Genomic DNA, 12,444 nt, shown 5'->3' on the forward strand with positions numbered 1-12,444 from the left:
ATCTGGTGGCGTGCTGTCAATGTCTTGTCATCTACTGCAGCAATTTGAAAATGCTCCTGTAAAGGTAGCCTCATCACATTCTTTCCTATTGCCAAATAAATTCCTGCATCTCCATCGTGGCCACTTGTTAGGTGTAGCTGACTATTTTCTTCATAGGCATACAAAATACCAACCATTGTTGAAAACGGGAGTGGCAAGGCAATATTCATATAGGTCGTTTCGTTGCTTGTGTGCTTCGAATAAATGGCGACAAAAACGGTTTGCTGATGAATTGTCCGAATCCATGCACGTGGAGACGGACGGCTATCTTGTACAGAATCGACCTGAACAATGCTGCCCGTCATCTCGATTTGCTTACTGGAAAAGGGTAAATTGAGCTGTTGGAGAAAACGGCTCAATCCTTGATACAAAAAGGCAAAAGGTCGAAACCAAGTCTTCCATTGCGCCGTCGCCAACAGACGATAGGACGTCGTATGCTCATAAAAATGTGGAATCACAGGCGGTAGCTTTGCTGTATCGACAAAATCCTGTAAGGCATCGACCAAGCCAGGGTGTGGTATATTCTTATGACGCAGCTTCCCGCGAATTTGGCTTACGGGGAACTCAAACGGACGCTGTGTTGTTGGGGGTACAGCCATTAGCCATGCGATGACCCCTACCCCACCAAAGAAAACACCATTGATTACACCATGGAATTGGAGCATTTCTGGAATGCCAATGGAAAAGTTGCCACTGACACGACTGTAAACATACAGACAAGATCCAAGAATCGTCAGACAGAGCGCTCCATAGGAAATCCTCAGCAATAGCCCCTGCTCAAACAGAAGCTTTGTTTTGAGTGCAACGAAAAACAAGCCATAGATAGCGAAGATATAAAGAGCAACTGCGATGATTTCGATGAGTATGGAAAAGGCAATACCCATCGCAACAAGGAGTGGTCCTGCCAGCAAAATCATCACCATGACACGATACCCGCTACTATCATGTAATCGACCCAAAAGTCCGACTGAAATGGGTAATAAACAAGCGGAATAATGAAAGTGAATGGCCGTTAACCACGTTATTAATGATGAAAAGCCAGTATCAATGTTGGCGACATAGGCGAAAAACCACAAACCACCAAGAGCTAGATAGAAAAGCCCCATGTCAATTGCAAACTCCGCACTATTCGTGAATCCTCGCTGTAAAAACCTTTTCACGCCTTGTATGGCTATATAGTAGGTATACAGTAAATACATACCTGCCAGCACATTAGCCAATAAGCCATTCGACCATTCATGCAGCAGTGTAACAGCTAGCATCATCCCAACAATGATGGCTTTGCCCACTTTCTGAACATCCACAACCATGGTGGGGACGAAAATCAGTTGAGCAACTGTGAGTAACCAAAAGTAACTGGGTTGTCCATTAAGCACAAAGCAAATTACCGTGAACATAATCCCCAGTAAAAAAATGAAATTACTTCTATTGTTGCGTAAATTCTCCAGCATACATCATGAGCCTCCCTATGAATGGATTATGGATGGAGACATGAATGGTGAAGACATTTTTCGATTCATCAAAGCCCTCCTCCACAATGACCCGCCCCTCTATCAATCTAGGCATGGGGCATTCGAAACGAGAGAGGACAAAACGCTGTTTACCTGAACGAATGACTAACGTTCCCTCTCGTGTCACCGTAAAGTGCAAATCGGAATAAAAAAGAGAAGGTGTGCCTAAATAATCTTTCACAATTTTTCGGATTGGATCAATGGTCATCCTTGCATCAAAATGCCTTGTCTTCTGTGGGAAATAAAAGGTGCGCTCCCATAGCACCTCCAGTACTCCACTCGGCAGAGCTCGGCATGTATTCGAAATGGTAAAGGGAATATTCTCCCCTGACTCAGGGAACAGAAATCGTGTTTTCGCTGCCAGCGTATAAAAGGGACGCATCCATTTAGCACCAGATTTTATTTGATGCATCATGCCCTGAGCAAAAAATGGTTCATCAATCGGTAACGCATAACGCTGTTGTAGCATCGGATGAAGTCTTGCAAAATCATCCCCTAATAATGTTTGATAGATCGTCATGCTTGTTATCCTCGCTTTCTTTTACAGCTTTTGGCACTTGGGACATCCTTACTTAAGCTAAATCCGATGATTGACAACACCCATAAAGCGCTATTAAAGGTGAGTGGATTAAAGGGCGCTTGAATACTTGTCGGGTCCGCACCAATAGCAGCGATCGTCAAGAGTGGAAAAACGATGATTTGCATGCCAAATAGCCAGCGTTTTCCTCGCGGGTAAAGCCAACATAAAGCAAAGAGAATTTCCGCAACCCCTATCCACATAACTAGCTGATCTGCATGGTTTAGTAATGAAGCGGTCATCTTTAATTCCTGCGGATGCAAATGGATGATCTTCGGTACAAGACCATGATAGAACCAGACAAAGCAAAAGAATATACGCAGGAGCATGGTTAAAAAGAATCGTCTATACTGAGCAGCAGGATTTTCTCCTTTTTCTAGCCATCTTTTTAATACATCAAAGCTGAGTGCCGTCGCCCACCCCATTAATGGGCGAAAAAATAGATCAAAGAATGTGCCAAGCTTGCCATAGCGTGTGTCATAATCATATTGAGTTAAAAATGTCAGCCCCTGTTGATGCGGGATATATTGCCAATAGCCCTTTCCCTCCGCTATAGGTGAGCGCTGTTGAGGCGTGCCAAAATGTAGAGAGGATGTTCGCGTGCCATTTTCTTTATGATGCTCCCCCTTGCTTTCTCCCCAGCCGCTTACCTGTAAGCCTGGCATGACCTTCGTTTCATAGGTAAAACGCTGTGGCTCCTCAGGTGCTTTTTTCGGTATATAGGTAATGGATGTAAAACGTAAATCCCATTGCTCATGCAACTGAGGATTTTGTGTATAATCCCATGCTTTTTCTATAGGCGCCTGGATGTCTATCTCGACATAAATAGGCTTTCTGCTCATAAACTCACTCCTTTTTTTCGATTAAGCCACTATCATTATAGCAATAAATTGATAACCTACTATTAAATGGGTATGCTTAATAAGTTTCTCAATAAAAATAAAAAATTTGAATCGAAATGACGACTTGCTGAGTCTAATGGTCGAAAAGGAGGCGATTTTCATTACGAGCACCCAACAATCACTTGTAGCCTTAGCCCAACAAGGTGATGAGCAAGCATTTTATCAGCTAATTGAGCAGGAGCAGCATAAGCTTTATCGCATGGCCTATGTCTACGTACAAAATGAAAACGACGCCGTAGAAGTTTTTCAGCAAACCATTATTCGAGCCTATGAGGGCTTGCCACAATTAAAGGAGCCACACTATTTTGCTACTTGGCTCATCCGCATTATGATTAATTGCTGTAAAACCTATATAGCGAAGAAAAATACAGTTATGCCTGTTGAACCACAAACTTTCGAGGATTTAACAAGCTCATCCCCTACATATATCGAAGAAGAGCTGGATTTATGGCAGGCTCTTTGCCAGCTTGAGGAAAAGTACAAAACAGTGCTATTGCTACGATTTTATCAAGACTACTCGGTCAAGGATATTGCGGCGATTTTGCAATGTCCTGAAGGCACCGTGAAAACACATATTCGGCGTGGTTTGCAAGCATTACGACAACAATTAAAGGGGGCATATCTCGATGAGTGGGTTCAATCCGCTGAAAGAAGTCATTAATGCAATACCCATCCCTGAAGGACGGTTAACAGAAGTGCTACGTGTTGAAGGGATGTCCAAAATTTATCAGCAAAAGCATCATACTGTGAATGCCTTGAAAAATATCCATTGCACCATTTATCAAGGAGAAATGGTAGCGATTATGGGGACAAGCGGCTCTGGTAAAAGCACCCTTCTGAATATGATCAGTGCCATTGATGAGCCAACAGACGGGGCATTATTTTTATTTGGCAAGGAAGCTCACGCTATTTATCAAGAGCCAAAAGCATCGCAATTCCGAAAAGAAAATATCGGCTTTATCTTCCAATCCTTTCATCTGCTAAAGGATTTAACCGTCGAAGATAATATTGCACTTCCCCTTATTTTAAATGATGTTCCTAGCAAGGAGATTAAGGTGCGTGTGCAGCACATGATGGAAACCTTAAATATCGCCGCTTGGGCAAAGCATCGACCACATGAGCTTTCTGGTGGACAAAAGCAACGTGTCGCCATTGCGCGTGCGATTATTGCTAACCCTCCTATTTTACTGGCAGATGAGCCAACAGGGGCTTTGGATGTTCATACAACAGATGAAATTTTAGCGCTGCTCGTTGCTCTGCAAAAAACGAACCAGCAAACGATTTTACTCGTCACACATGACCCCTATGTAGCTACCTATGCCAATCGGGTACTGTTCTTCCATGATGGGGCAATTGTGGATTCCTATCAAAACCAGCAGAATGAAGAGGATTTGGATTGTATTTTAATGAAATTCAAACAAATTACGAGGGGGGATCGCTAATGTTTACGATGCGCAATATTGCCCTCAAGCTATTTCGTGCCGCTTGGGCAAATGTCCTAACAAGTATTAGTATTATTGCGATCTCGATTTGCCTGGTGATGACAATGACCGTCTACATTTGGAATGCCAATAGCCAGATGAAGGCTGACATCCAAGCATTGTATGGAGAAATGGACTTAATGGTCGGTTATAATCCCGATCAGCAAAAATTGTTGACAACATCACAAATTGAGGAGTTTTCTACCCTAGCAGGTGTCACACAAGTGTCCAGTTTATCGCTAGCTCATACAATGGTTGAACAAGAAAAGCACACTGCTTTTTATACCGTTGGCGTGGAAAATGATGACCTTGTGAAAAGCCGCTACCATTTTGAGGACAATCTTGGACCGAACGATGCCATTCTTTCGGAAAATGTTGCCCGTCTTTTCAATAAACGCGTTGGGGACTCCATTCATATTCAATCAAAGGATTTTATCGTGCAAGAAATTTTACCGACTATGAAAGGCACTGACAGTCCTAATATTATCCTCTTAGCTAATGATGTTGTCAAAGCATGGATGAACAATAGTCAGCCACAAACGGCAGGCATATTTGCGCTCATGAAAACAGATGAGGGTCGTGCCAAGGCAGTAGGTGCAGAAATCAAACAACTCGATGCAACATTACGTGTTGATGTTATGAGTGATTACGATGTATTTAAAAGAAATTTACAGAGCTTAATGGTTTTTATGATTGTACTGTCTGTTTTTATTTTACTCATTTCAAGCGTCCTATTGCTGTCCACATTCCAACTATTATTCTATAAAATCAAAGAGCAACTAATGATTTTACGGGCTCTCGGGGCATCAGTAAAACAGGTTGGACGTATTGTTAAGCTCCAACTCTCACTGATCATTAGCTTTGGCGTTATGCTTGGAACAACGCTGAGTCTTGTGGTGATTAAAATCTGGCTGCCACAATTAATTAGCTTGTTGCATTTACCTAATGCTAAAACAGAGCTTCCTATTGGATTTATACTATTGATTGCCCTTTCCAGCTTCTTGATTCTGCAGATGATGACAAAATGGCAAGTAGCCAAAAGTTCCCGACTATTGCCATTACAAATCGCTTCAGAAAATGAACATTTACATCTTCGTTGGACAAAATGGAAAACAATCATCGTTAGTATTGTAGGTGTGATCGCTTTACTATTCTTTTTACAAGCCTATATAGCTGGGACAGGAAGCGATCAAGGTGCCTTATTTATTCTACTCGGGACACTACTCGTATGCGGGATTTTACTGTTACTAATCCCCTATCTGTTTACAGTCATCCTTCATCTGGCTTTAAACCCGATTCGAAAGGTACTTGGCAAAGAAGCCTATTTAGCGTGCCAGCAGCTCATGCCACAAGTACGCAAAAATATGCCCGTGGTGCTCAGCATTATTGGGTTAATGGTCATTTTAACCTTTGGCAGCTCATTAATGAAAACCTTACAGCTCAACGACCTTGCCTACACGGAATCACAATACGAAACAGCCGTAAAGATTAATAATGAATTAAATGATCCAACCATCACGCCTGCTATTATAGAGGAAATTGAAGCATTGCCGAGCGTGCAGTATGCGTATGCGCAAAGCAATAATGCGTATATTGCCCTACAACTCGGCGAGGAATGGCTACCAGAGAACTATACAACCATTGATATCAAGAAATTTATGCAATTAAAGAAGTTGCCTCAAATTGAGGGTGGAAATTTGCGGGATGGCCTCATAGTGACAAAGCACTTTGCCGAACGTCATCATTTATCAGTGGGTGATCGTCTAACGATAGGTTCCTATGATTTTGCTGCCCAGCAGGATATGCCAACCGGTGAATTACAAATTATAGGAATTACCGATACACCTATTCAACGTGCTGATATAATCGTTGATTGGTCATCGTTCCTCACGGCGCAGGATCACCCAATCATCGAAGACATTATGGTCGAAACATCTCACCCTGAGCAGGCATTGGCGGAGCTATCATTCTTGGAAGAGCGCTGGCCAGCCCTGAAGTTTACAGATAAAGCGACCATACTAGCGCAATCCAATGAAATGTTCTTCCAGCGCTGGAGCCTATTTGTCGGTGTCTTTGTTATTTTAATAGCTGCCACTGCCCTAGGTGTCCTACAAACATTACTGCATACCATTTATACAAAACGCAGCGACTATGCCATCCAACGATTGATTGGGCTGTCACCAAATGGCTTAATGAAGCTCATACTGACACAAGTCCTATCCTTTGTCCTCTATGGTCTCACAGTCGGCACATTGCTAGGATTAGTTTTAACGAGAATGCTAGGCTTCATTGATGAGGGCTCCCCGATGTCCTATGACTTCTTAACATTAGGCATCACAAGCATCACCCTTCTAGGAGCAACACTCATTGTCTTTACCCTCCAAGGCTACTGGATTAGCCGACAAAAGCTAGCGAATGAAATCGTGGAAATCTAAGTAAAAACAGCCCCTCTCTGGATAGAGGTGGCTGTTTTACTTTTTCTAGGAGCGGGGGACAATCTCGGGGCGAGCGCTTTTGATTCTTCTTTGAGCGGAGTCTTCTCTTCGATGAGCGCTTTTGGTTCTTCTTTGAGCGGAGTTCTCTCTTGAATGAGCGCCTTTACTCCTTTTTGGAGCGGGATTCACTCTTGAATGAGCGCTTTTGTCCCTTTTTGGAGCGGGGTTCTCTCTTGAATGAGCGCCTTTACTCCTTTTTGGAGCGGGGTTCTCTCTTGAATGAGCGCTTTTACTCCTTTTTGGAGCGGAGTTCACTCTTGAATGAGCGCTTCTACCCCTCTTTGGAGCGGAGTTCCTTCTTGAATGAGCACCTTTACTCCTTTTTAGAGCGGAGTTCTCTCTTGAATGAGCGCTTCTACCCCTCTTTGGAGCGAATCTCTCTCTTCAGTGAGCACCCCCACTCCTTTTATAAATGAAACTCTCCCTAAATTTGAAGAAAATCCATCATTTCCTTTATGATAGCTTCTTGATCCCGTCCTAATGTCATGAGATGCTTTGAATTTTCAAAGCCTTTCTTCCGCTTTCTAGATGATTGAACATGCTGATAAATCATTTCTGCGCTTTCTGTATACCATGCATCGTCGCGGTCACCATAGTAGATAGCAATAGGAATGTTGATTTTATCAAGCTGCTGCATCGTTTCTTGGATAAATGTTTGGAATGCGTTCATCGCATCTAATGGCATGTTCTTAAATGGCTCCATTTCCTGTGCGATTTGAAGCGGTGATTTGCCCTCTATCGTTTTATAATTGTAGGCATAGTCTACAATTCTTTGTTTTATTTGCTCTGGTTCCTTATCAAACGGTACCGATAAGACAATGATTTGCACCAGCTTCTCTAATTGGGCAAGCTTCAATGTGAAAATACCACCGATGGAGAGACCGATGACTGAAATCTTTTGATAGCCTTCATCCAATAAAAATTGATGGGCATTCACTACATCCTGCCACCAGTCGTCTACCTGATCGTGTAATAACTGTTCGGGATGAGTGCCATGTCCACGATATAAGGGCGCATAGCAAGTATAGCCTTGTGTATGTAACGCAGTGGCTACTTTCTTCATATCTCTTGTATGACTTGTAAAGGAATGTAAAAGCAATAGGGCATGCTCATTTCCCTGTAAATAAATTTCTTTTGCTGGTAGTATGTTTAGCACCTCATCAAGCCCCTTCTTCCTTCTAACTTAAGCCCCAACAAACAGCACAGCCTGTCCGATTGCAATAAAAAAGGCTTCCTGCTGAATGGGGCTGCTGTCTTCAATTTGTAAAGTAATGTCAAAATGCGTCTCACAGAAAGTCGCTTGCCAACGGGCGATGGGCTGCTCATTCACAGTAAAAACAGACCAGTCCTCCATTTCTTTGTTGAGCTTGATTTGCTGTTCGCCATCGGTAATGACTAAATCGGGAATCATGATTTGCCAGCCATCGTAGGCAATCATATAGTCTTTCCCTGTCACCAAATCCTTGCCACGAAAATGCACGCGTCCACGACGGGATACTTTTTTACACGTAAAAAGAGGCTGACCATTGCGATCATTCGCATCAAATCGAACGAAATAACGATAATCCATCGTCTTATCGAATGCTTTTTTTAGTGCATTGGAATACACGCGTTGAACGGTGGACGATACCTCCCCCGCTTCATTTAAAATAGTAACGGTCTCTGTTGACTCGATGGCTGCTGGTTGCTTGTATGTATAGGTCTTCAATCTATTCGCTCCTTTAAAACAATTGCTTTCTTAAAGCTACCATAAAATAAGCGCCAAATACAAAGGATGTATTTGACACCCCTATTATGATTATTGTGTCGGCTGACGGTTTGAATGGTAGATGGGTTTCATTTTCACCTTTCCTCCTTAGAGTCATTGACCCAAGTAAAAAGTTGCACTTGTATTAATTTTTTTGAACGCAAAAAAAGAGACTACTTCAATGAAAGTAGCCTACTTCATTTTCTATCGATCTAACTTAAAGGTAATTTCTCCGATGCCCAATTCCGAATTGACCTCTAGCACGACATCTGCCTTGTCATAAGCTTCGTTGACATAGACACCGTTGCCTTTAGACACAAGGCCTTCGACATTAGACGAGCCAATGCCTTTTTCCGTCGTTAATTTGACCCCAACCTTTGAAGGTAAAATGACCGTTGTTTGACCGACGCCTGTTTCAATATTCGTTGTGAAGCTCTTTTGCCAATCGCCTCCTAGATTGACCGTTAGATCACCAACACCCGCTTCAATATCGAGTTTTTCCAGCTGAAGTCCTTGTAAATCGAGGTTGGCAAGAGAGGCACCCGTTTCTACAGTCAGATCCATTGGGATGCTGTCATTCAGTTGAATCGCCCATGTGTTTTTAATATTGGAGAGCCCTAGCTTTGTGGCGCCTTTATGCTTGATATCCACTTCTCCTGTATCGCCGTGTACAGCATAGTCTACCTGTGGGGCTAGCTTTTTTAAATTATATTCTGCATTGCCCTCAACCCATTCCTTTGCACCGCTCGATACATTCATTTCCCCGACACCTAAATCAATGTCTACCTCTAATGCTTTCGCTTTATCTTTTTCCACCAAGATGGCTTCCTCTCGCATCTTGCTTGGCATAACGGAAAAGCATCCCGATAACACCAATGCTGACGTCCCCATCACGACACCTAAACCAACTAATTTTTTCAACATTATTTCCTCCCGCCATTTAATCTACCAATAATTACATTATATAGGAGTAAGGAAATTAAAATACGACCCTACGCTTGAAATTCATCTAAGACCTGAGACGTAGAGATGGCTAGTCATTCTCCTCCAGCAAAGCCTTTAAATTAGCGAGAGAGGCATCATAGCCTGGCGAATTAAAGCTCACCGTTGTGCCATTGCCCTGCTCGGCTAGCGTAATAGCGATCAATGTTTCAGGAACTTCTAAATAAAAGGAAAATTCCTCATTTTTCTTCACTTGCTGAATCGTTAGCTGCATCGGCAGTTTTTCAGATAGCTGATTATGCGCATTTGGCATTAAGGTAAATGTCATCTTTTCCCCAACAGCTAGTATGGGAATGTCCCATGTGGAGCCTGGTACGTACCATTGGGAGAGGGATTGCTCCTCCGTAATCGCTTGCCATACTTTATCAATTTCTGTATCAATCCAAATCGAACTGGTCATTCGCAGCAACCTCCATTTCCTCTTTTCCCTTATTTTATCGAACTTTCAGGAGTTAGACTACTTTGGGTTGTTCGATATAAGTGAAAAGCCCCGAGTAATACCATGACAGCGATGAGATCCAAAGCGAGCTGATAACTGGAAAAAACAGCAACCAATAAGCCATAAACTGTTGGTGCCAAGACAATAAAGAACTGATTAATCGTTAACGCTGCACTAACAGTCAGCCCAACAGCTTGAGAATCCGATTGCTCGGTGACACAAGTGATATATAAGGAGTACCAGCCAAGTGCTAAAAAACCAAACACACCGCAAAAAATAATCATCAAGCCCTGGCTATGTATGACAAAGGGCAGACAGCCAATCATCAGAAATGTAGCGACCATGACGAACACTAATAATGGCTCTCGCCTTTGAGCGAAATAGTGATCACTCATCCAAGCAAGCACAATCCTCCCAAGCATCCCACCAAGTAAAATCAGACTTAAATAGCGCCCTGCCTCCGTTAATGAATAACCACCCTCTTGATGTAAATAGCTCATAAAGTGAGCAATGATAATCATTTGCAGGGACATCATGACCATGCCAACAAAAAATAAAGGATAAAGCGCTCGATTGTGCCGAATTGCACGCAGCTTCTCTTTAAAAGGAATGGGAGCTGCCGCAGCGCTTACATGCTGTTTTGGTTCTTTGTACAGCAATAAAAATAATAGTCCCCCACCAATCGCCATCAAGCCCTGTGTTAAATGGACAGAGGAAAGATGATGATGTTGATACAAATAAGTCAGCACAGTTGAAGCCAATGCACCGCCAATTGGAATACCTGTCTGGCGAATCCCAATAGCAAGTCCTCGATGCTTGTCAGGAAACCATTTCACTATAGCTGTACTGCCACCCGTTTGTGCACTGCCATACCATATCCCCACAACTATTAATACGAGTAGCAATGTCGTATAATGATTCACAGGTATGAGCAATAAGGCTGACAGGCCCAGAATAATTGAACCCCATCCAATAATCTGCTTCTCTCCCTTTTTATCCATGAGATAGCCGAATAGCAGCATGGAGAAAATCGGTCCAATATTGACGGCTGAAACAATCAGTCCTGTTTGGAAGGACGTTAAGTGCCATTCCATTTGATAAAAAGAGGCAACTGGCCCCATCCCGTAGGTCACAAAGGTTGCCGCTGTCTGCGAAAGTGTAGCCACAAGTAAAATGACCCATCGATAATATGTATGCATAATAACCCTCCATCAGGTTTATACCGCTTTGCAGTATACCTTTTCGTTACCTAGAGTTTACGTGGACAGCTAGCGTACGTAAAATGGAGGAAAATGATAGCCGCTATCAAAAAATTCTATAGGTGTGTGAGGAACAACATGAACATTGAAGAAATTGCCTTAAAAATGGAGCTTCTAGAGAGGCAAAACTTGAGTAAATCGGCTGAAATCACCAATTACACACAATCTGCCTTAACAGCAAAGGTGAAAAAAATGGAGCGTGAAATTGGGCAGGAGGTCTTTAAACGAACGCCTCAAGGCTTAAAGCTGACAGAGGTAGGTGATCATTATTTACAATTTTTAAAGAAAGTTGCTCAAAATTATGAGGATTTTTTACATAGCATCGGCCCTACGCAAACGCACATTCATGTGGGTACATCTCATACAACCATTAAAATCTATGGTCCATCCATCATGAACGCGCTACAAGCCAGTCAAAGTCCGATTGATGTAGATTTCACAGTAGAATCGAGTACGTCCTTAAATCATAAAGTCCATCTGGCGGAAATAGATTGTGCATTGACAAGTAATCCAATCAAGCATTATAGCGATTTACACTATGATGTCATCGCCACTGAAACATTCGAAGTCATCTCAAGCTCTGCTCATATCATTGACTTTGACCAACGGACACCAGTCACATTGCTTGTGTTAAGTAAGGGCTGCATGTATACCCATGCATTAGCACAATGGCTCACCGAGAAGCAGGTTCCTTTTACGATGAAAGAAATTAAATCCGTTAGTAGTATTCTCGATTTTCTTGAAATCGAGCATACATTGGCTGTATTAAATACGAAATTACTAGCACTCTATCCTTGCCCTGACCTTTATTTTTATGAATTAGACAACCTCCATCATATTATTGAAACGGTTTTTATTCATAAAAAAGATGATGGCAAGCAGCCCTTCATCCTGCAATTAAAGCAGGTCATTGAATCTTTGCTTGAACAGAATTAGTTGCAGGATGATGTTTTGTGCTAATATTCTAAAAACCCTATATTATTCATGTCGAC

12 protein-coding genes are annotated in these 12,444 nt (G+C 42.4%); 4 read left to right on the forward strand and 8 right to left on the reverse strand.

Translation table 11 applies throughout. The annotated features are described in order from the left end of the window. From ACEVFT_RS04400 to ACEVFT_RS04410, 3 genes are all read right to left on the reverse strand, one after another. On the reverse strand, positions 1-1,490 hold a 1,490-nt coding region (locus ACEVFT_RS04400; RefSeq protein ID WP_393948302.1), incomplete at its 3' end, for a YndJ family protein. Beyond that, positions 1,465-2,070 (reverse strand): DUF4166 domain-containing protein, encoded by a 606-nt coding sequence (locus tag ACEVFT_RS04405; RefSeq protein WP_393948304.1) that lies wholly within the window; start codon positions 2,068-2,070, stop codon positions 1,465-1,467. The genes ACEVFT_RS04400 and ACEVFT_RS04405, both read right to left, overlap by 26 nt. Before the next feature lie 5 nt (positions 2,071-2,075). Then, positions 2,076-2,969 (reverse strand): DoxX-like family protein, encoded by an 894-nt coding sequence (locus ACEVFT_RS04410; protein ID WP_393948305.1) that lies wholly within the window; start codon positions 2,967-2,969, stop codon positions 2,076-2,078. 106 nt (positions 2,970-3,075) lie between these two features. Here ACEVFT_RS04410 and ACEVFT_RS04415 point away from each other — a divergent pair, with 106 nt between their 5' ends. From ACEVFT_RS04415 to ACEVFT_RS04425, 3 genes are read left to right on the forward strand one after another with little or no spacing between them, the layout of a single operon-like run. Further along, positions 3,076-3,690 carry an RNA polymerase sigma factor gene (locus tag ACEVFT_RS04415; RefSeq protein WP_393948307.1) on the forward strand — a complete coding sequence of 205 codons (615 nt, stop codon included), beginning with the start codon at positions 3,076-3,078 and terminating at the stop codon, positions 3,688-3,690. 52 nt (positions 3,691-3,742) lie between these two features. Next, positions 3,743-4,471 carry an ABC transporter ATP-binding protein gene (locus ACEVFT_RS04420; protein WP_393948473.1) on the forward strand — a complete coding sequence of 243 codons (729 nt, stop codon included), beginning with the start codon at positions 3,743-3,745 and terminating at the stop codon, positions 4,469-4,471. Next, positions 4,471-6,945: an ABC transporter permease gene (locus ACEVFT_RS04425; RefSeq protein WP_393948308.1), complete on the forward strand. Its 2,475-nt coding sequence runs from the start codon at positions 4,471-4,473 to the stop codon at positions 6,943-6,945. Before ACEVFT_RS04420 ends, ACEVFT_RS04425 begins: the two co-directional genes overlap by 1 nt. A 484-nt stretch (positions 6,946-7,429) precedes the next feature. Here ACEVFT_RS04425 and ACEVFT_RS04430 read toward each other — a convergent pair whose 3' ends face one another. The 5 genes from ACEVFT_RS04430 to ACEVFT_RS04450 form a co-directional block, all read right to left on the reverse strand. Next, a complete protein-coding gene (locus ACEVFT_RS04430) occupies positions 7,430-8,161 on the reverse strand; it encodes an alpha/beta hydrolase (protein ID WP_393948310.1) in 732 nt (243 codons plus the stop codon). Between the two features lie 27 nt (positions 8,162-8,188). Beyond that, positions 8,189-8,713 (reverse strand): tubby C-terminal domain-like protein, encoded by a 525-nt coding sequence (locus ACEVFT_RS04435; RefSeq protein WP_205443043.1) that lies wholly within the window; start codon positions 8,711-8,713, stop codon positions 8,189-8,191. 243 nt (positions 8,714-8,956) lie between these two features. Beyond that, positions 8,957-9,673: a toast rack family protein gene (locus ACEVFT_RS04440; protein ID WP_393948313.1), complete on the reverse strand. Its 717-nt coding sequence runs from the start codon at positions 9,671-9,673 to the stop codon at positions 8,957-8,959. A 112-nt stretch (positions 9,674-9,785) separates the two neighbouring features. Beyond that, on the reverse strand, positions 9,786-10,154 hold the full coding sequence (locus ACEVFT_RS04445; protein WP_393948314.1) for an SRPBCC domain-containing protein: 369 nt from the start codon (positions 10,152-10,154) through the stop codon (positions 9,786-9,788). A gap of 29 nt (positions 10,155-10,183) precedes the next feature. Next, positions 10,184-11,392, reverse strand: coding sequence for an MFS transporter (locus tag ACEVFT_RS04450; protein WP_393948316.1), 1,209 nt, complete (start codon positions 11,390-11,392; stop codon positions 10,184-10,186). A gap of 138 nt (positions 11,393-11,530) precedes the next feature. On the opposite strand from ACEVFT_RS04450, the gene ACEVFT_RS04455 reads away from it, so the two are divergent. Next, on the forward strand, positions 11,531-12,388 hold the full coding sequence (locus ACEVFT_RS04455; protein WP_393948318.1) for a LysR family transcriptional regulator: 858 nt from the start codon (positions 11,531-11,533) through the stop codon (positions 12,386-12,388). Positions 12,389-12,444 lie beyond the last annotated feature (56 nt).

The sequence above is a fragment of the Lysinibacillus sp. PWR01 genome (genome assembly GCF_043359455.1).
Taxonomy (GTDB): Bacteria; Bacillota; Bacilli; order Bacillales_A; family Planococcaceae; genus Lysinibacillus; species Lysinibacillus fusiformis_F.

Coding starts and splice junctions, on each gene's coding strand:
- ACEVFT_RS04420 (WP_393948473.1), top strand. CDS start 3,743: ATGTCCAAAATTTATCAGCAAAAGCATCATACTGTGAATGCCTTGAAA.
- ACEVFT_RS04425 (WP_393948308.1), top strand. CDS start 4,471: ATGTTTACGATGCGCAATATTGCCCTCAAGCTATTTCGTGCCGCTTGG.
- ACEVFT_RS04445 (WP_393948314.1), bottom strand. CDS start 10,154: ATGACCAGTTCGATTTGGATTGATACAGAAATTGATAAAGTATGGCAA.
- ACEVFT_RS04450 (WP_393948316.1), bottom strand. CDS start 11,392: ATGCATACATATTATCGATGGGTCATTTTACTTGTGGCTACACTTTCG.
- ACEVFT_RS04455 (WP_393948318.1), top strand. CDS start 11,531: ATGAACATTGAAGAAATTGCCTTAAAAATGGAGCTTCTAGAGAGGCAA.
- ACEVFT_RS04405 (WP_393948304.1), bottom strand. CDS start 2,070: ATGACGATCTATCAAACATTATTAGGGGATGATTTTGCAAGACTTCAT.
- ACEVFT_RS04410 (WP_393948305.1), bottom strand. CDS start 2,969: ATGAGCAGAAAGCCTATTTATGTCGAGATAGACATCCAGGCGCCTATA.